The 20,899-nt window shown below is 62.7% G+C and carries 26 protein-coding genes; 22 read left to right on the top strand and 4 right to left on the bottom strand.

Translation table 11 applies throughout. From position 1 onward, the window contains the following. Positions 1-6: 6 nt before the first annotated feature. From J2Y49_RS27170 to J2Y49_RS27090, 17 genes are all read left to right on the top strand, one after another. Positions 7-174, top strand: a complete 168-nt coding sequence (locus tag J2Y49_RS27170) for a hypothetical protein (RefSeq protein WP_188092491.1) — start codon at positions 7-9, stop codon at positions 172-174. A gap of 94 nt (positions 175-268) precedes the next feature. Continuing rightward, positions 269-532, top strand: coding sequence for a hypothetical protein (locus J2Y49_RS27165; RefSeq protein ID WP_149226255.1), 264 nt, complete (start codon positions 269-271; stop codon positions 530-532). A 109-nt stretch (positions 533-641) separates the two neighbouring features. Then, positions 642-1,796 carry a phage recombination protein Bet gene (bet, locus tag J2Y49_RS27160; RefSeq protein WP_149226257.1) on the top strand — a complete coding sequence of 385 codons (1,155 nt, stop codon included), beginning with the start codon at positions 642-644 and terminating at the stop codon, positions 1,794-1,796. Between the two features lie 94 nt (positions 1,797-1,890). After that, positions 1,891-2,109: a hypothetical protein gene (locus tag J2Y49_RS27155; RefSeq protein ID WP_149226259.1), complete on the top strand. Its 219-nt coding sequence runs from the start codon at positions 1,891-1,893 to the stop codon at positions 2,107-2,109. A 78-nt stretch (positions 2,110-2,187) separates the two neighbouring features. Beyond that, entirely contained in the window at positions 2,188-3,195 is a 1,008-nt protein-coding gene (locus J2Y49_RS27150; RefSeq protein ID WP_310118516.1) for a lambda-exonuclease family protein, read from the top strand. 90 nt (positions 3,196-3,285) lie between these two features. Next, positions 3,286-4,236, top strand: coding sequence for a CbbQ/NirQ/NorQ C-terminal domain-containing protein (locus J2Y49_RS27145; RefSeq protein ID WP_149226263.1), 951 nt, complete (start codon positions 3,286-3,288; stop codon positions 4,234-4,236). Next, the gene (locus tag J2Y49_RS27140) at positions 4,236-5,033 is read left to right on the top strand and encodes a hypothetical protein (RefSeq protein ID WP_149226265.1); all 798 of its coding nucleotides are present in this window, start codon (positions 4,236-4,238) and stop codon (positions 5,031-5,033) included. The genes J2Y49_RS27145 and J2Y49_RS27140 overlap by 1 nt, the downstream gene beginning before the upstream one ends. 113 nt (positions 5,034-5,146) lie before the next feature. After that, a complete protein-coding gene (locus J2Y49_RS27135) occupies positions 5,147-6,589 on the top strand; it encodes a DUF3150 domain-containing protein (RefSeq protein WP_149226267.1) in 1,443 nt (480 codons plus the stop codon). A gap of 73 nt (positions 6,590-6,662) precedes the next feature. Then, a complete protein-coding gene (locus tag J2Y49_RS27130; RefSeq protein WP_310118512.1) occupies positions 6,663-8,888 on the top strand; it encodes a VWA domain-containing protein in 2,226 nt (741 codons plus the stop codon). Between the two features lie 96 nt (positions 8,889-8,984). Further along, positions 8,985-9,680, top strand: a complete 696-nt coding sequence (locus J2Y49_RS27125) for a hypothetical protein (RefSeq protein WP_149226271.1) — start codon at positions 8,985-8,987, stop codon at positions 9,678-9,680. 100 nt (positions 9,681-9,780) lie between these two features. Beyond that, positions 9,781-10,089 carry a hypothetical protein gene (locus J2Y49_RS27120; RefSeq protein ID WP_149226273.1) on the top strand — a complete coding sequence of 103 codons (309 nt, stop codon included), beginning with the start codon at positions 9,781-9,783 and terminating at the stop codon, positions 10,087-10,089. Positions 10,090-10,193: 104 nt separating this feature from the next. Further along, positions 10,194-10,709 (top strand): ribonuclease HI, encoded by a 516-nt coding sequence (locus J2Y49_RS32485; protein WP_149226275.1) that lies wholly within the window; start codon positions 10,194-10,196, stop codon positions 10,707-10,709. A 354-nt stretch (positions 10,710-11,063) separates the two neighbouring features. Then, a complete protein-coding gene (locus J2Y49_RS27110) occupies positions 11,064-11,192 on the top strand; it encodes a hypothetical protein (protein WP_282187032.1) in 129 nt (42 codons plus the stop codon). Between the two features lie 106 nt (positions 11,193-11,298). After that, positions 11,299-11,694, top strand: coding sequence for a hypothetical protein (locus tag J2Y49_RS27105; RefSeq protein WP_149226277.1), 396 nt, complete (start codon positions 11,299-11,301; stop codon positions 11,692-11,694). Positions 11,695-11,770: 76 nt separating this feature from the next. Then, positions 11,771-11,983, top strand: a complete 213-nt coding sequence (locus J2Y49_RS27100) for a hypothetical protein (RefSeq protein WP_149226279.1) — start codon at positions 11,771-11,773, stop codon at positions 11,981-11,983. An 85-nt stretch (positions 11,984-12,068) separates the two neighbouring features. Continuing rightward, entirely contained in the window at positions 12,069-12,371 is a 303-nt protein-coding gene (locus J2Y49_RS27095) for a hypothetical protein (protein ID WP_149226281.1), read from the top strand. Between the two features lie 77 nt (positions 12,372-12,448). Further along, a complete protein-coding gene (locus J2Y49_RS27090) occupies positions 12,449-13,807 on the top strand; it encodes a toprim domain-containing protein (RefSeq protein ID WP_149226283.1) in 1,359 nt (452 codons plus the stop codon). 327 nt (positions 13,808-14,134) lie between these two features. Here J2Y49_RS27090 and J2Y49_RS27085 read toward each other — a convergent pair whose 3' ends face one another. Beyond that, entirely contained in the window at positions 14,135-15,166 is a 1,032-nt protein-coding gene (locus J2Y49_RS27085) for a M48 family metalloprotease (protein WP_149226285.1), read from the bottom strand. Positions 15,167-15,334: 168 nt separating this feature from the next. On the opposite strand from J2Y49_RS27085, the gene J2Y49_RS27080 reads away from it, so the two are divergent. Next, positions 15,335-15,601, top strand: coding sequence for a hypothetical protein (locus J2Y49_RS27080; RefSeq protein WP_149226287.1), 267 nt, complete (start codon positions 15,335-15,337; stop codon positions 15,599-15,601). A 59-nt stretch (positions 15,602-15,660) separates the two neighbouring features. On the opposite strand, the gene J2Y49_RS27075 is transcribed toward J2Y49_RS27080, so the two are convergent. Both J2Y49_RS27075 and J2Y49_RS27070 read right to left on the bottom strand, forming a co-directional pair. Further along, the gene (locus tag J2Y49_RS27075; protein WP_149226289.1) at positions 15,661-16,191 is read right to left on the bottom strand and encodes a hypothetical protein; all 531 of its coding nucleotides are present in this window, start codon (positions 16,189-16,191) and stop codon (positions 15,661-15,663) included. A 5-nt stretch (positions 16,192-16,196) separates the two neighbouring features. Beyond that, positions 16,197-17,138 carry a DsbA family protein gene (locus J2Y49_RS27070; RefSeq protein ID WP_149226291.1) on the bottom strand — a complete coding sequence of 314 codons (942 nt, stop codon included), beginning with the start codon at positions 17,136-17,138 and terminating at the stop codon, positions 16,197-16,199. A gap of 157 nt (positions 17,139-17,295) precedes the next feature. Between J2Y49_RS27070 and J2Y49_RS27065 the strand changes: the two genes are divergently transcribed. Continuing rightward, positions 17,296-17,865: a hypothetical protein gene (locus tag J2Y49_RS27065; RefSeq protein WP_149226293.1), complete on the top strand. Its 570-nt coding sequence runs from the start codon at positions 17,296-17,298 to the stop codon at positions 17,863-17,865. Between the two features lie 190 nt (positions 17,866-18,055). Here J2Y49_RS27065 and J2Y49_RS27060 read toward each other — a convergent pair whose 3' ends face one another. Further along, positions 18,056-18,655 (bottom strand): hypothetical protein, encoded by a 600-nt coding sequence (locus J2Y49_RS27060; protein WP_149226295.1) that lies wholly within the window; start codon positions 18,653-18,655, stop codon positions 18,056-18,058. Positions 18,656-19,097: 442 nt separating this feature from the next. Here J2Y49_RS27060 and J2Y49_RS27055 point away from each other — a divergent pair, with 442 nt between their 5' ends. The 3 genes from J2Y49_RS27055 (at position 19,098) to J2Y49_RS27045 (ending at position 20,825) form a co-directional block, all read left to right on the top strand. Next, positions 19,098-19,526, top strand: a complete 429-nt coding sequence (locus J2Y49_RS27055; RefSeq protein ID WP_149226297.1) for a hypothetical protein — start codon at positions 19,098-19,100, stop codon at positions 19,524-19,526. A 205-nt stretch (positions 19,527-19,731) separates the two neighbouring features. Beyond that, positions 19,732-20,103: a hypothetical protein gene (locus J2Y49_RS27050; RefSeq protein WP_149226299.1), complete on the top strand. Its 372-nt coding sequence runs from the start codon at positions 19,732-19,734 to the stop codon at positions 20,101-20,103. 188 nt (positions 20,104-20,291) lie between these two features. Continuing rightward, positions 20,292-20,825 carry a hypothetical protein gene (locus J2Y49_RS27045; RefSeq protein WP_310118501.1) on the top strand — a complete coding sequence of 178 codons (534 nt, stop codon included), beginning with the start codon at positions 20,292-20,294 and terminating at the stop codon, positions 20,823-20,825. Positions 20,826-20,899 lie beyond the last annotated feature (74 nt).

The following is a 20,899-nucleotide window of genomic DNA, read 5'->3' as shown; positions in this document are numbered from 1 at the left end:
AATGCCGTGTCCTCCGATTTGGAGGTCGTTATGCGGGTTCTCCCGAACATCGTCTTCGGCATCATCGTGGCCGCTATGGCTGGGGTGACTGTCCACCAAAGCCTGTATGCGATCGTCAAGACCGTCGAACAGGCAGAGATGACGATGACCGTGCGGCTCAGCGACAACCGCTGATCTGCTTTACTCCTTCCCACTGGGGCGCACTTTCTCGTCCCAACGTGGGGCGTGGAGTGTGCCTCTGCAGCATTGCGCTAGGAGGCGCAAAACCATGACCGAGATCATCAAACCCGTCCTGAAGGCTTTCGTGCTCGCCATGATCGCGCTCTACGCGATCTACCTTGTCGCAGGCTTCCTGTTTGCGCTGGGGGAGGCGGACACACTCCGGAAGGCACAGGAAAACCTGCTGCTCAGGACCAAATGCGATGCCGAAGCGATGGGCGTCGGCTACGTGGCTCGCAAGCCGGGGGAACCCGATCCGTGCGAGCCGTTCCGGCCAAAGCCGGCCGCCGAGGCTCCGTCTTCGTCCAACTAGGACAACGACGTCTCGCGCTGACCTGAACTGACCGTCACAACCCATAGGGGGCGCCGCTCGCCCTCAGGGGGAAGTGGCGCCTTCTCATTTAATTGAGAGGGACAGAAAGATGGGCGAAGTCATTTCGCTGCAACCGCGGATCGCGTATCCGGTGGAAGCAAAGAGCTACGGGGTCAATGAGCAGACTTGGCGGGTACTGGTGGAATCCACCTTCCCGTCCGCCAAGAGCGCTGAGGGCATCTTGCTCGCGGTGGCCTACTGCCAAGCCCGCAAGCTCGACATCATGAAGCGCCCCGTGTCAATCGTGCCCATGTGGAGCTCCGCACTGGGGAAGTCCGTGGAGACGGTTTGGCCGGGCATCAACGAGGTGCAGACCACGGCCGCCCGAACGGGCGAGTTCGCCGGTGTCGACGCCCCGATCTATGGGCCGGAGATCACGGAGACGTTCACCGGCCAGGTGAACGATGAAGACGGTCCACGTGGCTCGAAGAAGACCGAGACGGTCACCCTCAAGTTCCCCGAATGGTGCCAGGTCACCGTGTACCGCCTCGTCAGCGGTGTCCGGTGCCCGTTCACCGCGAAGATCTTCTGGTTGGAGACCTACTCTCGGAAACGCTCTCGAAGCGCTCTCCCCACAGATATGTGGGTGAAGCGGCCAAAGGGCCAACTCGCCAAATGCGCCAAAGCCGATGCGCTGCGCGCCGCCTTCCCTGAGGAATGCGGCGGCTACAGTGCGGAGGAGATGGATGGCAAGGTGATCGAGGCCGACGAGGCTGACATCCCACGCCGCTCCAAGCGTGGCGTGCCGCAGTCCGCGACCGTCATGGACATCGACCCGAAAACGGGGGAGGTCCTTGGCGGTCAGCCGGTTCCGGAACTGAAGCCCGATCTGTTTCAGGTCGGCGCCGAGGTGAAGGAGCTGATCGGAAAGCTGGTGCGCCGTGCGCTTCCCAATGGTGCCTGGGAAACGGCCGTCGGGTATGCCGCAGAGCGGCTGCAGGACAACGACTTGGCTTACGCCAAATATGTCCTGCGGCATGCCGAGCGCTCCCAGTCCGTGTCAGACAAGGTGCGAGCTTCCACGATGGAGCTGATCCAGCGTGCCGGTGCCGCCGGCGCCTGGACGGGAGCGAAGGACTACCTGTCCAAGCTCCGCAACGACGGAAAGCTGAGCGACCTCGACTTCGAGTACGCTCAGACCGAAGTCGAGCTGGCCCAGGCGGAAGCGGCCGCTACTGCCGCCGCCATGAAGCAGGCCGGGTAGGCCCTGTCCACATCCATTCCTGTTCCGGGGCGCGCGAGCCCCCAGCGCGGGAAGCATGACACCCTGACCGGGGCCTACCCCGGAGGAGAGCAGCATGCTCAGCAACATCAGAAAGTCCGAGGCTATGAAGGACCGGGCGTTGGGGCATAAAGCCACGACGCAAGTCTTCACCTTCGAGGACATCACCGCGATTGCCACCACGGCGTTGCGATCGGCCGGCGTGACCGCGATCCGTTCGCTGCCGGACGAGCATTTCGCTCGCTACTCGCCCATGTCCCGAAACCGGGGCATGGGGACAGACTGGCAAGCGTAATTCACGACGAAAACCCCGCTGGGGCGCACGACGCCCCGACCGGGGAGACGTGCGCCTCCGCCCTTGCAGAGGTGCATCATGAAGATCGTCAACCTTCGCCAGGGCTCGGCCGAATGGCTGGCATGGCGCGATCAAGGCGTGTCGGCTTCCGACATCGCCGTGGTCCTCGGCATTAGCCCCTACAAGACGCCTTGGCGCCTGTGGGCGGAGAAGGCAGGCAAGATTCCTCCGGAGGATTTGAGCGGCAACATGTTCGTCGCTCATGGCAAGCGGTGCGAGCCCGCTGTTCGCGCGTGGTTCGAGGCGAAGCATGACACCATGCTTTTTCCCGCCTGCGCCGAAGCGGACCATCCCTTCATCCGCGCCAGCTTCGACGGCCTGAGCGATGACGGAATCCCCGTCGAACTCAAGGCACCGTCGGACTCGGTGTTCGATGAGGTGGTGGCGCTCCGCGAGGACGCGACTGCGTTTCGCCTCTATTCCTGCCAGGTGCAGGCTCAGATCTTCGTGGCCGGCACGGACCACGGCTATCTGGTGTTTGGTCGCGTGATCGAGAAGGAAAATGGCAGCCTCGTCGTTGACGAAGCTGTCGAATTCCGTGTCGACCGGGACGAGGCATTTATCGCCGACATGCTCCAGAAGGCCGAAACCTTCATGGAAGCGGTGAAAAGCCGCAAGGAGCCGAAGAAGGATCCAGCCCGCGACAGCTACTCTCCAGCGTCCGACGAGGAAAAGCAGGAGTGGGAAGTTGCTGCGACGGAGTACCGCGATGCTAGTGCGAAGATCGATGCCCTCAAGGCCGAGATCGCGGCGCTGACCCTGAAGCAGGACACCGCTAAGGAGCGGCTGATCAAGCAGATGGGGCAGTTCGCCCAAGCTGAAGCATCGGGCATCCTCATCACCCGCTACATCTCCAAGGGACGGGTCGATTACACGGCCCTCCTGGAGCATCACAAGGTTGCCGTCAGCGACGCTGATCTGGACAAGTTCCGTGGCGCCTCCTCGGAGAGCGTCAAGGTAAGTGTCAAGAAGGTGAAGCCGGCGGACACCCAAAGCGTGAGTCCGGTTGTAGCCGTGGCCGCGTAATTCGCAACTCAAGTTCATCCCCACCTGGGGCGCAGACATGCTCCCCTCCGGGGCATGGTGCGCCCCGACTTCCTCAAGATAGGGTGCATCATGTTTAAGAACTTCAGCGTTCGCGACACGTTCGATCAGCCGAAGGCTCCGCCGCAGTTTACGGTCGAGGGCTTCGCCGACGATTCGAACCCTCTCATCCCAAAGCGGGACGATCTCTATGTGTTCGATCGCATCAAGCTGCGGGACATTCTTGCCTTTGCTGCGGATCCGATGGGAGACGCAATGTGGATCGGTGGCCCCTACGGAGCCGGCAAGACGTCCATCGTTACCCAGACGCTCTCGCGTCTGAATTGGCCGACCATGTGCTTTTCCTGGCACAAGCGTCGTGAATTCGCCGATCTCGTTGGCCATCAGGCCATCGTCGGCGGGCAGACGAAATTTGTTCACGGGCCGCTGCCTGTCTGCATGACCCACGGCTACGCTCTCGTCATCAACGAGGCGGACCGTGGCGATGCCGGCGAGTTGGTCGGTCTCAACGACATCTTGGAAGGATCGCCACTGGTGATCCCCGAGACCAACGAGGTGATCCATGCCCACCCGAAGTTCCGGCTGTTCGTCACGGCGAACAGCATGGGGTCGGGTGATGCCTCGGGCCTTTACGCCACCAGCATCCAGGTTCTCGATCCCGCCTTTCTGGATCGCTTCCGCTTCATCAGCGTGGGCTATCTGGAGCCGGACATCGAGGAATCGATCTTGGAGCGCGTGGCGCCGAAGGTGCCGCAGGCTATCCGGGAAAACATGATCAAGGTCGCCAACGAGATCCGTCGCCTGTTCCTGGGCGGCGAGGACGGTGGCTCCGAGCTTTCCCTCACCATGTCCACCCGCTCTCTCGTGCGGTGGGCACGGCTGACGGTCGCCTTCAAGGGGGCTCCCAACGCGGTCGGCTTTGCTCTCGAGCGAGCCTTCAGCAACCGGGCGGAACCTGAGCAGCGGCAGGCGATCCACCAGATCGCAGCCGATGTCTTTGGCGATCTCTGGGAGGCTAATTGATGGCGGGCGAGCGCTGGCTGTTGGCGCGGTTCAACCGCTCCGACGGCACCTCCAAAGACTGGGCTGTAGCCGTGATCGGCGGAGACTTGTTCGTGCGCTTCGGCAAGACCGGACAGGCCATGCAGAAAAAGCCCATCGCCAAGTCGTCCTGGAAATCCAGCGGCGCGGCGGCGGAGGGGCGTCGGCGACTGTGGGAGCAGACTGAACAGGGTTATGAGATCCTGGGCACTTGCACCTTCGGCGCCGACGGTAAGCCCACCGACCTGCAAAGCAACCCGGCTGCGGAAATCCCCGCGGCCGAGGAGGTTACGTCGAGACCGGCAACCATGAAGGACGCCGACATCTTCTTCGAAATCACCGCTGCCTCCTGGCAGCGGCTTTTTGAGGTGATGGAGGTGGCCGTGGGTAGGCTCTCCGATCACTATGAATGCCGGTGGAGCACCCGTGAGGGTATCCCGACCGGGGTTCCGGTGATTGAGGGCTGGACGCCGGCATTCGACGGCCACACCGGCATCGGGAGGGTGCGGCACGCGGGCTCGCTGCGGCGGGCCAACGGCGTCGGCGCCCTCCTGTTTCTCCTGACCATGCGGTTGGTCGCGTCTGCGGACGTGACGGTCAACGTGGTCAAGGCGGACGGTGGCACCATCGACAAGGACCTGCGCAAGGAGACGGCTCTGCTCGCCACCTTCGAATCCTCGGTCGATCTCATCACGCCGGCTGCCGAAGATGCCGGGCTGATCCCGAAACGGATCAAGCTCTCACAAATCGACACCGGCCAAGCCGACTATTGGTTCTGAGCGGGCTTACAGCCCGCTCTGCCACCCAGAACATCCTTCCCCAATGGGGCGCGGTTCACTTCGCCCCCAGGGGAGGAGTGGGTCCGCGCCTCGTTTCACAACGAGGCTGCATCATGAAGACCCTTGATAAAGTTGACATCCTCTCGCTGGGTGTGACGATCTGGACCGGACGCAAGAAGCTCCGGGCCGAAGATTTGAACCTCGGCGTGGGTGGTGAACTGCCTTCTGAAGACGTTGCCAGTCTGGGCTCCAAGAAAGTCATGGACCCTGATCGGCTCAACGTCTTCCACAAGCTGAAGAAGCAGATGGAACGCCTCTTGGAGAGCGTTGGCATCCGCTTCCTAAGCGGCTACGCGATCCCACGCGAGAAGACCGAAGCGGTCACCGAAGCTCTGGACAAGATCGTTCGGGAGTTTCTCGGCGAGAAGAGCACCTTCCTGGCCGAATACGACAAGGAGGTGGAAGAGTGGATCGCCAAGCATCCCAACTTCGAGGACGCGCTGCGCCGGGCCATTGAGCCCGCCTCGGCGGTCAGTCATCGACTTTGGGCCGATTACAGCACCTTCCGGATCTCGCCGGCCGACAAGAGCGGCTCGCTGGACCGCGAGGTTGCGCGCATGGGCAATCAGCTTCTGGCTGAGGTCGCACAGGAGGCCAACGAACTCTATGAGAAGTCGGTGGCTTCCCGGACGGAGAAGAGCCTGTCACGGCGTATCGCAGGGCCGCTCAAGCGGATGCGCGATAAGCTCGACGGACTTTCATTCTTGGATGGCGCTGTGGCTCCAATGGTGGCTGGCATTGACGAGCTGATCGCCAGCTTTCCGGAGAAAGGCAACATCGAGAACGGTGTCTACCACGAGGTCGTCGCGAAGATTCTGATCCTGTCGGACCCCGACAAGATCCGGTCCTATGCGGCGAGCCGCCCGGCGACGGGCGGCATCGGAGACCTCTTTGCATCTGTCGAGGATGGGGACATCGTCGATCCTGATGCTGACTTCCCGGAAGAGGAAGATGTGGACGAGCCAGAGGCTGTCGTCCACGCCACGCCCGTGCGGGTGGAGGCAACGGTGGCTGAAGGGCTGTCAGACCTCTCCATCTTCGATGGCTTGTTCGGGGATGGTGATGACGGCGCCTCTCCTGCCACGGATGGCGTGGTGGTCGAGGAGTCCAACTCCGACACCGCGGCGCCAGCACAGGCAGAGCAGGCGGTTCAGGTTACACCCGCCGCCGCTGAGGCTGTCCCGACCGCACCGGTTGAGGCAGTCACGGCGACGGTTGAACTCGCGCAGGAAGCCGACCAGAAGCCGGTAGAGCAGGATGCCCACCTGGGCGCCGAGCCGGTACCCCTGGGGGCGGAAGCTGCGCCAGCGGCTAGTGAAACTCCGGAGGAACCGGAGACCGAGCCCAAGGCCGCGCCGGCTGCTGTTGAGGCGGCGGTCGAAACCGAGGTGGACGAAACCGACGACCTGGACGAGGCGGAAGATGACGGGAAGCTCCCCGACATGATCCCGCCGACGGCCGCACCGGTCGAGGTTGTCGAATCCTTCTTCTTCTAAGCAACCCAAGGCGGGGGAGTACTTCTCCCCCGCCAAGGGGGGCTCCTTCGCCCCCCAGGCGAAAGGCACGAGAATGACGGTCAATCAGACCACGCAAGGGACAGGCCTGGCTGCCAAGCCGGCCAAGACGTCCCGCAAGGCTCGCACGCTCTATGACTCGCTGCCCATTGTGGCAGCGGCGCTGGGCAAGAAATTCGGGGTACAGGTCATTGTCTCTGGCAACGAGATGATGACCGACGGAAACCGCGTCTACGTGCCGGCGTTCGACCCCGACGAGCCGGACCTGTGCGATCTCGCGTACGGCGTCATCGCGCATGAGGCCGGTGGGCACATCCAATTCACGGATTGGAATGTCGTTCATCGCGCATACTACCAGCCGCTCCGTCGGGAGCTGTTGAACATCATTGAGGATGTCCGGATCGAAGCGGCGCTCGCCGTTGATTATCCGGGAACTCGCAGAACCATTGCCAAGGTGATCGACTATCTGATCCGCCGCGGCGAAATGAGGGCCGTCAACGAGAAGGAGCACCCGGCTGATATCCTGTCCGGCTACTGCCTGCTACGACTGCGAAGCGATATGCTTGGCCAGAAGGCCTTGGAATCGCTCGCGGACGAAAGCGAGGCCGTAGCGGGACAGACCTTCCCGGCCGGTGCCATGGTCAGGCTTCACGCTTTGCTTTCTGAGGTGAAAAACCTGGAGAGCACTGCGGATGCCCTCGATCTCGTAGACCTCATCCTCACCATGCTCAAGCAAGAGGAGGATAAGGCTCGCCAGCCCCCTCCGCAGCCGCCGCAACACCAGCAGCAGGACCAGCAGAACCAGAGCGCTCCGCAACAGCAGGGCGGGTCCGGGTCTGACAACGAGCAGGACGCCCAAGGCGATGACGACGGTAGCGATGCCGACGATGCCACGGACGGTTCCGGCAAGTCCAAGGGCGGCACGTCCGAGGATGGTGGCGCAACTGACGACGCCGGCAGCGATGCCGACGGCGACGGTGGCGGCGATGATGAAGGGCAAGGCGACAGTGCGACGCCTGGAGCCGCTTCTGACAGCGCCGACGACGACCAATCCGGTGACGGGGAGGGTGACGACGGTGACGATAGCACGGGGTCCGGCTCGGACACCGATGACGAAGCCGACGACGGTCGATCCGGTGACGGAGAGGGCGACGATGGTGACGATAGCACGGGGTCCGGCTCGGACACCGACGACGAAACCGACGACGACCAATCCGGTGACGGAGAAGGCGACGATGGCGACGATAGCTCAGGACCCAATTCGGCCGGCAGTGATGCCGGCGATGCGGGCGGCTCTGGCTCAGACCAGGGTGGAGATTACGATCCCAACGGAGCCGACGCGATTGCGAAGGCTCTGTCGGCCTCGGCCGACGACGTGGGGTCGAAAGACCTCTTCCAAAAGGCGGCTAAGGACCTGTCCAACAGCGCTGCCAAGGCACCTGTGCAGAGCCGGGTTCCGGCCATGGCTCAGCCGCAGGAGGTGCAGGCCAACCCGCTCGTCGGACAGGGGATCGTCTCCCGCGTCCGTGGCACGAGCGGTCGGGTACGCGCCCAGCTGTTGGGTCTGGTGCAAGCCAGCCAACGGGAGGACGAAATCACCCGCCGGCGTGGCCGTGCGGTGAACGGCCGAAAGATCACCCGGATCTTGACGGGTGACACGCGGGTCTTCACGCAGCGCACGGACACCCGTGCCCCCAACGCCGCGATCCACATCCTCGTGGACCGCTCCGGTTCCATGGCGACGCAAGCCGCCCATGTCAACGGAGGGGCCAGTCGGAACCGGCTGGACGTGGCGATCGACAGCGCGGTTGCCCTCGCGACGGCTCTCGAAGCCATCCCGGGCGTCAACTCCGCGATCACAGCCTTTCCGGCAAGCCGGAGCGACTACGATCAAGATCACCAGCGCGCCATTGGCGTTCTGCCTCTTCTGAAGCATGGACAGAAGGTGCGTCAGGTGGTCGGCAACTTCGCGGTGGCCCCGGCCGGCGGAACCCCTCTGGGGGAAGCCATGTGGTATGCCGCCGCGCAGCTGGTCAACACGACCAAGGAGGAGCGTAAGTTGCTCCTGATCGTGACCGACGGCGAGCCCAACAACTCAGACCAAGTCATCGACATGGTTAGGCGTTGTCAGGCCTCGGGCATAGAGGTGATCGGCATCGGCATCCAGATCGACCGCGTTCGGCAACTATTCCCGACCGCGGTCGTCATCCAGGACCTTACCGAGTTGAGAAGTGCGCTGTTCGAGATCACGCGCAAGGCTCTCACGGCGGCGGCTGCATAGCAGTCTCGCCCTTGGTCCAGCAACCCCGAGGGGGAGCAACGCTCCCCACCGGGGGCGATCTCCCCCTCTCTTTCCCCAAAGAACGAGAGGTGCAGCATGGAGCTCATCGAGAAGATGTTGATCTCCGCTGTGGCCTTCGTCTGCGTCACGGTTTTGCGGCTCTTCTTCAAGGAGTTTCGCGACCATAAGGACCCGACGAAGGCCCTGGAGGAGGTCTTCCGCCGGCTGTTTCAGCGGCGGAACAAGGATGTGATCCCGCAGCCGCCGACCGAACCCCATTTGGATCGGCGTGCGAAACGGGGCCGACTGGTTACGGTGTTTGGAGAGGCGGCGTTCGACGCCACCCACCAACTCGGTGCCTGGTCGGTCTACGCGCGGGACAATACCAAGACGCTCCAGAAGCGGGGCGTCTGGGACAAGCACATCCACACGCGTGACCACGCTTCGGTCGAGGCCCTGGCCCTGGGCATCCATCTGACGGTGGATGAGTTCGACCTGAAGCGCGGTGACATGATTGTGGCGCAGTCCGCAAGCGAGCACGCGGTCGATGTCCTGTCTGGACACAAGACCCTGCGCGAGAACCGCATAGATGAAGCCGCCACGCTGGCGGGCGTGAAGGCGATGCTGATCGGAAAGGGTGTTTCCCTGACCGCCAAGCATGTCCACGACCCCGGAGGCGACATCACCAAGCGGTTCCGCGCCAGCACGCTGGCAGAGCACCACGCGCAGCGCGCCCTCACCGCCCACCTCGCCGAACGCGAGCGCGGTGAGAGCAACGCCAAGCGGGCCTAAGCACGGGACATACCCGAGCCGCAGCCTGACGACCTGACCCCGAGGGGAGCCGATCCCCTCAGGGGCGGCCTCCCTCTTCGATCCCAGGAGGATGGAAGCCATGAAGATATCGACCCAGGCCGTAGTTCCGGCCGAGCAACTTGCGACGCCCGCCTATGGCCATCTGGCCCCGGTGGACCTGACCGGTCCGGTGGACGAGGTGTGGACACAGCGCGAGACCGACGTTTCGAAGATGGGCTTCCAGGAGTACGTGGAAGCCGTGGATGGGGCGATGCTCAGGCACTGGCGGGTCGACACGTTCGATGCCCAGGTGGACCCGGACGCCTTGTCCGACGCGCTTGACCAAGGAGTATCCCCGACGGAGTTCGCGCTTCGTTGGGGCTCTGCAAACGCGGTCAGCGGCCACTGACCATAGACCGGCGCTTCGGCGCTGGCCTTCAATCAACCCGAACCCCGGCGGGGAGCCCTCTCCCCGCCAGGGGAAGGGCGTCTCCCTGCGCCAACAGGTGCATTATGGAGAGGCGAGCAACACGAGTAACCGTCTTTGCCGACGCCAGTTTCTGTGGGAAGCGGCTGCGGGCAGGCTGGGCGGTGTGGGTACGATCGGGACGGAGGGTCTTCCGCTACAGCGGTCACGGACCCGCCGGCGATTCCTGCGAGGCTGAGCTGACAGCTCTGGGCAATGGCGTCATCGCCGCCGTCCATGACTTGAGGCTCTGTCGCGGCGACATCGTAACGGTGCAGTCGGACAACCAACACGCTCTCGGCGTGCTTGGCGGTTCGCAACGGGTTCGCGAGGACCGCACCGCCGATCAGGAAATTCACGGCGAGGTCATGGAGGTGGTCCGCAACCGCGGCATCACGCTCCGAGCCGAGTTCGTGAAGGGCCACCGAGGGGACGTTGACGTTCGGGCAGCGATCCAGGGGTGGTGCGACGCGACCGCCCGTGCCGCATTATCGGCGGCGGTGGTCGAGGAACTGCTTGTCCAGCAGGGGCAGCCCTGCTTGGCCAAGCCCGTGATTGGTTAAACGGGAAGGGGGGATGCTCTACGGCATCCCCCCTTTTTTGTTTCCACGCCGGGTGATGTCTCGGGGGCACGTGCGGGAGCGTTGAACGATGAATGAGAAGATCGTCTTTTGCCTCTATCGCTCGGCCTTGACCCTGGCTATTATGGGTTCACTTGTCGCTTCCTGCTTGATGCGGTTGCGTGAGTTCCAGCGCCGCTGGCGAGCTAGTTGGGCTCGATAAATAAGCAGCACTCAAGCCGCCCCTTGCTGGGCGGCACTCGCGCCGGGCCTGATGGCCTCGGCAGATTCCCCGCAGGGAGCACAGCCTCCCACCGGGGGACGTCTGCTTCCTCCGCCTTCGGCAGAGAGGTTCTCATGCGCAATTTGATCCTACTGGTCGCCGCCGCGGCGACGCTTGCGGGCTGCACTCCGGCCATCGTCCTCATGACGCCAGCCGTGCCGCCCTCTGTCAAAGGCATGTTCAACGTGCCTTCCAAGCTGTAAGCCGCCAGGGGCCAGTAGTCGCCACGACCACCCTCCCGGGGAACGATCCCCGGACACGGGATTTCTCCCCCTGGCTTTCCTACCGAAACCAGTTTTGGAGACTCCCATGAGCAAGTGGTTCTATGAGATCCTGGATGACCAGGAGAATCGTCTGTCCCTGAGCGAAGTGCTGAGCAGCGATGCTCCGCGCATTTCGTTGATCCGTCGCTTCGATAAGGGAAGCGTCGTCTCCAGCCGGGTTGTCACATGCTTTGACGTGGACGACTACCCGGAAGCTGCACTGCGCAACATAGAGTGCTTCCATCTGTGTGTCCGCGTCATGGGCCACGATGGTGCGATCCAGACGGCCCAGAGCCTGCTGACCATTCTTACAACACTCCGTGAAACGTCCGTGAGGGATCCGGCGAGTGCGCTCGCCACCCTCCGCGAAGGGGACGTCAACACGATCCTGTCAGCGTCGGAAACCCGGCTTCGGTCTTCCCGGATTGCCGTTGCCGCCTGACAGCCATACACCGGTCCCATGGGGAGTACGTCTCCCCGCCGGGAGACGCCTCCCTTTCAACGCGAGGAGGACATACGTGGAACCTGTCACGACGCAAGTCCGCTGGCTGGCGAGCGGAACGCTCGCCCATCTTACCAGCCAAATGCAGTACGAACAGATCGACACGATCCGCTGCGCTTTCATTCGCTTTGTCGATGAGGCCGAACAGCGGGCACCCGGAACCTTCGAAAGGTGGCCGGATGCCTGGGCAGCTTTCCTGAACAGCACGTCCTACCCGCGTCTGCAGTAGGCGTGCCTGACAAGATCCAACCCACCCGGGGAGACTGACCCCGGAGGGGAACAGGTCTCTCCCGATCACAGCAAGGAGAGACCTCATGCTGACCAACGAACGTGCGCCACCTGTGGCGCCGGCCGACTGGCTGCTAGACATCGCCTGGACCGATCAGGACCTCGTCGCGCTTTGCGAGACGATCCTGCTCGAAACGATGGCGGCGGCAGTCGATGGTCGTAGTTGTCAACGCACTCGGGCCGAAGCCTGGGAGTGGATCGACAGCGACGGCGAGAAGCCCTTTGGCTTTCGCATTTGCGCGAAGGCGCTGGGAGCTGACCCGGATGAACTCCGGGCGATGTTCCGTGATCAGGCGACCAAGCTCGGCCTGATCGCTTCCCACAACTGAAAGAAACCCCGGCGGGGACGCTCTGCTCCCCGCCAGGGGGAAGGTGCGTCTTTGCCGAGTGTCGTAGGAGAACAATCGTGAGCACGCTGAAAGCTGATGACGTCCGGAACGCTGCGCAAAAGCACGGTTGGATGGACATTCACGAGCGACTGATCGGCAACAGGCTGGACGGCCGGATCTTTCAGAAGGCGCCGGGAAGAGGGCGGTCCGTCTGCCCGATCCACGGCACGAGCAAGAGCAACGGCAGGGGTGACGGTTTCCGGTTCTTCAAGGACGCGGAAACCTCGGGCGGTGGCGTATGCAATACCTGCGGCAAATTTGCGGACGGTTTCCGGTTGCTGATGGCGATCGAAGGCTGGACATTTCCGCAGACGCTGGAGGAGGTCGCGAAAGTCGTCGGTTTTGATGTGGGCAGCGGTCGTGTCCGCAAGGACGCTCCGCCGCCTCGTGCCCGGCCGAAGGTCGAGGCCAAGCCCCCGAACGACACCTTCATCCGCAACCTGTTGCGGCGGGCGTGGGGGGAGGCTGTTCCGGTGACCGATCCATTGGCGGCGCCATTGATGCGTTACCTAATGCGGCGCAAGCTCTCCATCGAACCCATCGCAGGTCTGAAGAACTTCCGCTTCCATCCGTCGCTCGATTACGTCGACGATGACGGCGTGGTGGTCGGTCAGTTCCCAGCTCTGCTGATGGGCGTGTCGGACGCCCTTGGGCGGCCCGCCACCATCCACCGGACCTATCTCACCGAGAACGGCGAGAAGGCTCCGGTGGAGGAACCGAAGAAGGTCTTTCCGCTGCCGAACGACCGCTCTCTGGTCATGCCCGTCGAGCATCCGCGCTTTGACGGCATGATGGTGGACGGTGGTGGCTTCATCCGCATGGGTGAACCGCAAGCCGGCGTGCTCGGTGTTGCCGAGGGCTTTGAAACGGCCCTTGCAGTGCATCTGGCGACCGGCATGACGGTGTGGCCGTGCGTCTGTGCCGACCTTATGGAGCGGTTCATTCCGCCTGAAGGTGTGGAGCAGATCGTGGTCTGGGGCGACCTGGATCGCAGCGGCCGTGGCCGTGAGGCCGCACAACGGCTCAAGGCGAGCGCATGGGACATGGGCCGGAAGGCCCTGGTTTTCATGCCGTCGTTGTCGATCCCTGACGATGCGAAGGGGGTGGACTGGCACGATGTCTGGGTCATGCACGGTCAGGCTGGCTTCCCTCGGTTCCGCACGGAACAGCGGGCGGTCATGCCGATGGCTGTCGGGGACGCGGGTCCGCGGTACGTGGATCGGGATGAGGGAAACCTCGAACCGACCTACGTCCAGGGTCCATGTCCGACACCGCAGAGCGATGGCGTTCGCGGCCTCGTCGCGGAACCGTCGATGCGATCGGCGGCACCATGGACCGGTCTCCTGGGGCGGCTGCGCAGCTTCGTCAAGTTTTGACGAAGCTGCAGCATGATCCTTGACGTTAGTCTGGTCCGCATCAGGCCGGCGGCGGGGGGATGCAGATCCCTTCACCCAGCTGGCCGGCTTCGAAGGCTCATCGGAGGATCACCTGGCGCTGGTGCGCCAGTGGTTCAAAGGTGCGTCTTCCCTGCACTGGTAGCGCATGGTGTTGGTGGCGCGGTTTGCCGTGTCCCCAACACCGGCGTTCTCCGGCTTACTCTTCAGCCGTGATGCCAAAACCCGAGAGCCCGTCAGTCGTCCGGTCCGGACGTCGGACGGGCTTTTTTCGTTTTCGCCTTATGACCTCGCACCTAACTCCCGCCGTTAGCGAAACCGCCCGCTGATGAGAGCGTCCACGCGATCTTGGATGGGGGGATGGGTGGCGAACAACCTCCCGGCCAGACCCGCGAACAAGATCGTGTCCTTGATCCCGAACCCAGCCAAGGCGGGGGAGTGTAGAGGGTTGGTCACGACGCGCTTGCCCGACCCGTCTTCGGCTATCTTTGCGAGGGCCGCCGCCATACTGTGCGGTGATGTGAGGGCCGCGCCAGCAGCGTCCGCGTGGAACTCGCGCCAGCGGTCGAGATGGGCAATCAGCGCGCGGCACGCAAGCAGGACGATCCACGCCAACTGCGGAAGGAAGAGGGCGGCCGCGCACGCCATGGCAAGATCTCGTTGTCCATGCCAGATGCCGTACAGCAACCCGGCGCTCAACAGCAGCAGCAGGGCAGGCGAGGCGCGGAGCAGGCTGTGGGCGAAGGCCAAAGGCGAAATCAGGAACGTCGCGATGCTGTCCTGGACCGCCAGGGCGAGCGTCTTCACAAACGAGTCTCCGTGGGCGACGTGCCCGACCTCATGCCCCAGGACTGCCGCCAGCTCGTCAACTGATAGCCGGTTAACCGTGCCGACGTTAACGGCAATGAGATAGCTGCCGCGCCGGCCGATAGCAAACGCGTTAATGTCGTCGCTGGGCACGACCCCTACCATGGGCGCGGCCCGGAGGCCCGCTCGTTCGGCCATGCTCCTGACCAGTTGGTAAAGCGCCACTTCGGCCGGAGAAACGTTCTTGTTCCGCTCGACCATACGCAAGGTGATGACCTTGGCTCGCAGCGTTTTCGCGGCGCGCTGGCGCGCGAAGAGGAGGCAGCGCAGAAAGCGCTGGCACCAGCCAGCGAAGGGCAGGCCAATGAGCACCAACGCGATCCATGCAAAGGGTGTAGCGGCGCCCTCTTCCACGATGATGCAGGCGCTGTTGACCGTCACCCAGCCGAAGGGAGCCGCGGCGACGGTTGTGAGCGCAAGCAGGGCCAGAGCTGTTGTGGTCGATCGGGTCCGACCAGGGATCCGGGGGGGCATGATTACTCCGTGGGAAGGGTCGCAGAGCTGCGGCAACTGCGCCGATCCTAGAGCGTCGGCTGGTTCTATCGCGCCGCTGAAAGACGTGGAAATCCGTCGCCTTTCCCCGGCGCGAAGCGGCTGCGCGTCCCGGTAGGATGCCGGCAACAAGCACTGGAGTTTACCCCGATGGTCAACATGATCCTGCGAACCTTCTTGTTCGCCTTCTTCCTGCAGGTCGTGCGTTCACCGTTGGTTATGATGGTGATCGGTGTCGGTGTCGGCATGTACTTCGAACACACGCGGCCGGGCACGACTGCCGTTGCAGTTCACTGGGCCACCGGCGAGTTGGGCGGGGCTCTTGATGCCGTGAACCCGTTGGCCGGGTGGCTGGGCACCGATCCTCGGCCCGTGCAAGCGTCGGGATGGGACACCGGAGCTTACAAGCTGCGCTGAAATGCGAACGGCCGGGGATGTGCCCCCCGGCCGTTCGTCATGTCTCAGCTCTGCCCGCGTCACGGGGGCAGCATCGCCTTGTCGTAGCGGGCTTGGTCCCGTTGGGACGCCGGATAGAACCGCTTGCGGCAGAGGTCGATCACTTCTTTAACCGGCATCGGCTCGCAGACACAGGCAGGCGGGTCGTTGGTGGCCGCCATGTACGCTAGATATGACGCGAGTTTGCCCACGACCTTGTTGTTGAGGTACTTGGCCGGCAAGGCATCTTGAACGATCTGACCGGCGATAGGCGCGAAGTAGGGATTATCGGCAAATGGCGAGTTGGTCACCTCTTCGTAGAAGAGGCACTCTTGGCCGCTGTAGCGAGACCGCACCTCCGCTGTCAGCGGCGACATCGCGACAGAAAACTCGGCGGTGCTGACGCTACTGGCAAGCACCCGGAGGATGATGGTTAGGTCGCCCTTTTCAACGGCCACCGCCTGCGTCGCCGCCTCCGTGCTCTTCCATGGGTTCTGCTGGGGCGCCGCGCTGGCGGAGCCCGCAGCCGCCATCAGCAACAAGCCGATGGCGAGCGTGCGGAGGTGAGGCATTTGGCTCAGCTCTTCTTGCGGGCCTGATCGATCATTGCCTGCATCTGGGATGTCGGAGCGTACCCCGGCATGGTCGCGCCGCCGTCCAGATAGAAGAACGGAGTGCCCTGGATCCCCAGGCTCTGGCCGAGATTGAAGTCGTTGGTGACCAGTGAGGCCACCTTCTCCGACGTCATGTCCTTCCGCAGCTGTTCGACGTCCAATCCGATGTCCGAGCGGGCGGCCAGTTGCAGGATGCTCGCTTCGCTGATCTCCGTCAGCTTGTACAGTTCGCGATGAAAGTCATTGTGCTTGCCCTGCAGCGCGGCTGCACGTGCCGCCTGGGCGGCGAGCCGGGAGGTCGGAGACAGGATGGGCAGTTCGCGATAGACCACCTGAAGGTCCGGGTTGTTGGCAAGAAGCTCGTCGATGACCGGCTGGGCCTTCTTGCAGTAGGTGCAGTTGTAGTCTGCGAACATCACCAGCCGCACCTTGGCGCCGGTCACAGCACCGGCCTTGATTGCGTCCTTTTCGAATAGCTCGGACGCACGGGCCGCGAAGTTCTCCGACTTCGGAGCACGCGCCTGCTGCTGCTCAGCCAAGTGCTTGTTGACGCTCTCGAACACATAGCCCGCATTGTCTTTCACCCACTGGCGCAGCACCTCGTCGAGCTGCTTCGCGTCGAGGGCTGTGTTCGTTGAGACCGCTGCCGACGGGGTGACCGCGGCAGCTTCTGCGGCTTTACGAAGGACCTGCCCCGTATTCGCGGGCATGGCGTCGCTGCGGTCTCGGATCTGAGTGGTTTGCCGCAGCTGCTCATTCTCAATGGTGAGCTTCGCATTCTGCTGGGTAAGCCGCTCGACGCGATTCATCAGAGCGTCGACGATGCCGTCGACGTCCGCTGCAGACGCAGGAGCGGCGACGGAGAGTGCGAGAAGGACGGGCAGGGTCAGTAGGGGGCGCTTCACTCTTCATCTCCGGGTAGTCACGTTGCCGGAAGACTAGCGCCATTGACCAATTTGGCGCGCCGCCGAAAGACACCGAAAACCGTTGCCTTTCTCTGTAGAGAAACGGCGTTTGAAGCTGCTAGGCGGTTCAATTGGAATTGCCTCGGGAGCTTACGAGATGACACGCGCGCTTGCGGTCGCGGCCATCGCCCTTCTCGCCACCCTTCATGTCGCGGAGGCGGCAGGCACTGCTCCTCTGGATGGTTCTCTGGCAAGCCGATGCGGCCAAGAGAGCGGAGCGGGCATTCAGGACTATGCGTCCAATCCGGCAGCCTCACTTGTCGTCGAGGTGACGCTGTTTGACAGCGCGAACCGCGTCATCGAACAGGTGCCATTCATCACACAGCCGAACGCGGAGGTGTCTGCGCACTCCATCGAGAAGCGGACCTTTGCGCTGGCCGGGAAGGATGGCGCACCGCCGGCGATCGTCTGTACCGGCCATATCACTGCGGTGCGAGTGACGCCGCATACTTCCCGCGACGCCTCTGTCGAGTTGGTGGTAGAAGCGGCGGCGCTCCGCCGACCGGACGTGATGGTAGAACAGCGAAAGCTGAGCAAGGCGCCGGAGCCGGATCAGGTCCGGGTCGAAGAAACGGTGCGCATGCAAGAGGGGCAGCGTGTGGTGCTGAAGGTCGGCGGCAACGGGCCGGTGCGACGGATTGCCGTTGCTTTCGGCCGCACGCGTTGATGCCGCCGGACAGTCCAGCGCACGGTCGGGCACGACATTAGATCGTCTGATTTCCCGCTATACCAACTGGGCCGGTCCCCACTAGCTCCGACCGTACGTGGGGCCTTAGGCCTGTCACGTTGTGGAACTGTGGGCGAGAAAGAACGTCCGACGGTAGGTCGGACCCGGTGCCCTTCGCTCGGAGGTGCGCTCACTCGGCCGCAAAGGCCACATTGGCAAATGGTGGGGTGGCATCTTGGGGGCGTCCCCGTCGAAGCAGCTTCCGCGCACGGTTCGCGATTGCCCCTTCCGTCCGGTGCGGCAGCAAGCGCCTGATCTCTTTGAGCGTGGCGCTCTTCCACATCCGGAGCACGAGTGCGTCCTCGTCGCCCTTCCAGACGTTTTTGGCATGGCGACCTGATACCGCCGTGGCCTGGGCACTCCTGGGTCGGCGAAGATGGGCCTCGCGGGCGGCTCGACGAATTCGGGACAGCGACTTTTCTGGCAGCCGGCGCACGATGTCATCCATCATCACGTCCGGCGACGGATAGCTGTCCAGCAACACCAGAAACTCGCCGGTGGTCCACCCGGTAGGCGGGGCGGGCGAGTTGATCCTAACGTCGGACTCTCCTGTCTCCGTTGCAGTCAAACCGAGTTCCAGTGAGCGATCGATGTTGCCAATGCGGTGGGGCCCAGGCAGTGCGGCGACGATCTCAATCAGGCAAGCATCGGCGGGTTCCATCTCCTGCAGTACGCGGTCCTCGTCCGGTTTCCACTTGCGATCCGGATTGGTCTTGCGCCGAAGCTTCATGCGTCGCGCCTCGGATCGAATGCCATTCCAACTCCGCTTAGGCAGCAGGACCTGAAGCTGGGATCGCTCCATGGTCGGGTAGTGCTTGCGGATGATCTCTCGTTCTTCGTCAGTTATGTGGCCCATAGCATGCAAGCGCGTGGTTCGTCGTCCAGCGTCACTATAGCGGCAATGGATTGCCCTTGCGCCGGAGAAAGGCATTGGAAACAACCACATTTTGGGCTTTCAGCAGCGAGCCGAGAAGCGATGAAAATCATCGTCATTTGGTACTAGCGGAACGAAACTCGTTACCGTAAAATCAAGCCACTTTGATTCGTATGCTTGTCGCGACGAATCTAGTCGGTTTCCATGCATGTTGCTGGAAGCTAGTTGATCTAAAAAGTGCTAGTTGGGCACTATAAATAACCAGCATCTATGTTCTGGTACTCGCCAGAACACATGCATGAAGCGCTCCGCCTTAGGGCGTCGCTTCAGCAGATGTCGAGGCGCTCTTCTTGTGCGCTTGTCGATGAACATCCCCATCCGGGACCACGCTTCCCGGAAGGGGCGTGGTTTATCTTCCATCATCGTAGTGGAGAAAACCATGACTGTTCTTTTGTCCAACGTCACCAGCAACCTTGAGAACGCTGAGCTGAACGCCCGGTTTGCGGCGGACTGGCAGCGTTACAAGTCTGGCGATGCGAATGTCTGCTTCGTCACCACGAGCGACGAGGACGGCGACATCGCCTACTGGCTGGTGCTGCGAGAAGCCTCCGAGATCCTCGTCTACTCGATGGATCTGGACGAGACGATCGAAGCGATTGCCTGGTCGCTCAGCTGCTTCGGCAGCGAGGCGGCAATGCTTGAGCAGTATCCGATGCTCAAGCGGTAAGGACCATCTGCGCGCCCCTGAACCCGGCGCAGTTGGTTGAGCGGCGTAGCCGCTCAACGCCAAAAATGGTGCTGCCTAGCGCGTCGTTTCCGCACGACCGCTCGGCCGGCGCTTGTTCGCCGAAGCCTCAGCTTCGGTCCTCTTGGGGGCGCATCGTCCCCGTCGGGAACCGAGCGTCCTCTCCCACCACCGTCGGAGAGAGACGATGAGCATCTTCCATTGGATCATGAACGAGCTCCGTGCTTGGGAAATGTTGGGCCGCGTCTACTTTCATGCCCAACGTGACTTCGAGAAGCTGCTCGACATAATCGGTGATCTGCGCGACCCGACTCTCCACCTCTGCCCCTTTGATGAGGAGGACCTGGTCCGCAAGTTCCGCTCCGGCGCGAACTTTATGATCGCCAGCTACGAGTGGATGCTGCAAGGGTACCTTGGACAGAAGCCGCGCATTGCCGCGGATATGACCAATCGTCGCAACATCCTTCTCTCGTTTATGGCGATTGAGCCGGAGGAGTTCCGAGAGGTTCGCGGCCAATCGCAGCAACTTGAATCCGCAGCAGAGAATTCAATGCTGTGATGATTCAGCAAAGTTGACTTGGCCTACTGTCTCATTTGAGCGGTTTCGATGGTCGACACCTTCTTCACCTACGGTGACGCGCATCGCGATTTAGCGGGCGCGTAGCAACGAAAGACCCAACCCCAACCGGGGGCGCGCCTGTGCCCCGTGTTGGGCCGTGGCGCGCCTCACTTCTGAAAAGGTGCATCATGGACAATCAAATCACCCTTTCCCCGATTCCCGGCACGCCGGAGTATTTCGCGGCTCGCAAGGTGGCCTTCGCCCTCATTCGTGAGGTCGAGATCGCCAAGCAATCCGCCGACAGAGCTCCGACCTACATCGCTGGGCGCTGGGACGAGGATAACGAGGACTATGAACCGGTTGAGAACACCAAGCCTTGGGATCACCTGGACAAGGTGCAGACGATGGCCAAGGCAGACCGGCTTGTGGTCGAGACCCTCAAGGCACAGAACCGCCTTGATCTCCTGAGCATGTCCCGTTGGGAAGCCGAGGCGATCATTCACGGCGCGCCCGCTGATATCCTGGCCGAGACAACGGTGCTCGTTGCTTGGCAGGGGCTTACCTACCATCAGCCCTGCGCATACGCTCAGCGGTTCGATATCGAACTCGCCCGGCCGCCGCGCAGCGACTGCTATGTCCTGACGAAGACGATCCACTATTCGGGGGTCCGTCCCGGTTTGCTGGGACGCTGGAGGGAAACCACTAGAGCATTTTCAGAATGAGTCTCCATACCCTGCGGCGCGGAAGTAGTTGGCGCACTCGTCCGGCTTGAAGTGGTCAAGGAGTTGGCCGATAC

Source organism: Azospirillum sp. BE72 (genome assembly GCF_031455875.1).
GTDB lineage: Bacteria > Pseudomonadota > Alphaproteobacteria > Azospirillales > Azospirillaceae > Azospirillum.
The sequence above is the reverse complement of the archived record's forward strand: the minus strand, read 5'-3'. Positions and strand labels throughout refer to the sequence as shown.

Excerpts from the sequence above, each read along its gene's own strand:
- J2Y49_RS27060 (WP_149226295.1), bottom strand. The coding sequence starts at position 18,655 with ATGAAGCTTCGGCGCAAGACCAATCCGGATCGCAAGTGGAAACCGGAC.
- J2Y49_RS27105 (WP_149226277.1), top strand. The coding sequence starts at position 11,299 with ATGAGCAAGTGGTTCTATGAGATCCTGGATGACCAGGAGAATCGTCTG.
- J2Y49_RS27065 (WP_149226293.1), top strand. The coding sequence starts at position 17,296 with ATGACACGCGCGCTTGCGGTCGCGGCCATCGCCCTTCTCGCCACCCTT.
- J2Y49_RS27145 (WP_149226263.1), top strand. The coding sequence starts at position 3,286 with ATGTTTAAGAACTTCAGCGTTCGCGACACGTTCGATCAGCCGAAGGCT.
- J2Y49_RS27120 (WP_149226273.1), top strand. The coding sequence starts at position 9,781 with ATGAAGATATCGACCCAGGCCGTAGTTCCGGCCGAGCAACTTGCGACG.
- J2Y49_RS27055 (WP_149226297.1), top strand. The coding sequence starts at position 19,098 with ATGAAGCGCTCCGCCTTAGGGCGTCGCTTCAGCAGATGTCGAGGCGCT.
- J2Y49_RS27130 (WP_310118512.1), top strand. The coding sequence starts at position 6,663 with ATGACGGTCAATCAGACCACGCAAGGGACAGGCCTGGCTGCCAAGCCG.
- J2Y49_RS27140 (WP_149226265.1), top strand. The coding sequence starts at position 4,236 with ATGGCGGGCGAGCGCTGGCTGTTGGCGCGGTTCAACCGCTCCGACGGC.
- J2Y49_RS27080 (WP_149226287.1), top strand. The coding sequence starts at position 15,335 with ATGGTCAACATGATCCTGCGAACCTTCTTGTTCGCCTTCTTCCTGCAG.
- J2Y49_RS27110 (WP_282187032.1), top strand. The coding sequence starts at position 11,064 with ATGCGCAATTTGATCCTACTGGTCGCCGCCGCGGCGACGCTTGCGGGC.
- J2Y49_RS27150 (WP_310118516.1), top strand. The coding sequence starts at position 2,188 with ATGAAGATCGTCAACCTTCGCCAGGGCTCGGCCGAATGGCTGGCATGG.
- J2Y49_RS27155 (WP_149226259.1), top strand. The coding sequence starts at position 1,891 with ATGCTCAGCAACATCAGAAAGTCCGAGGCTATGAAGGACCGGGCGTTG.
- J2Y49_RS27085 (WP_149226285.1), bottom strand. The coding sequence starts at position 15,166 with ATGCCCCCCCGGATCCCTGGTCGGACCCGATCGACCACAACAGCTCTG.
- J2Y49_RS27050 (WP_149226299.1), top strand. The coding sequence starts at position 19,732 with ATGAGCATCTTCCATTGGATCATGAACGAGCTCCGTGCTTGGGAAATG.
- J2Y49_RS27135 (WP_149226267.1), top strand. The coding sequence starts at position 5,147 with ATGAAGACCCTTGATAAAGTTGACATCCTCTCGCTGGGTGTGACGATC.
- bet (WP_149226257.1), top strand. The coding sequence starts at position 642 with ATGGGCGAAGTCATTTCGCTGCAACCGCGGATCGCGTATCCGGTGGAA.
- J2Y49_RS27095 (WP_149226281.1), top strand. The coding sequence starts at position 12,069 with ATGCTGACCAACGAACGTGCGCCACCTGTGGCGCCGGCCGACTGGCTG.
- J2Y49_RS27045 (WP_310118501.1), top strand. The coding sequence starts at position 20,292 with ATGGACAATCAAATCACCCTTTCCCCGATTCCCGGCACGCCGGAGTAT.
- J2Y49_RS32485 (WP_149226275.1), top strand. The coding sequence starts at position 10,194 with ATGGAGAGGCGAGCAACACGAGTAACCGTCTTTGCCGACGCCAGTTTC.
- J2Y49_RS27125 (WP_149226271.1), top strand. The coding sequence starts at position 8,985 with ATGGAGCTCATCGAGAAGATGTTGATCTCCGCTGTGGCCTTCGTCTGC.
- J2Y49_RS27075 (WP_149226289.1), bottom strand. The coding sequence starts at position 16,191 with ATGCCTCACCTCCGCACGCTCGCCATCGGCTTGTTGCTGATGGCGGCT.
- J2Y49_RS27165 (WP_149226255.1), top strand. The coding sequence starts at position 269 with ATGACCGAGATCATCAAACCCGTCCTGAAGGCTTTCGTGCTCGCCATG.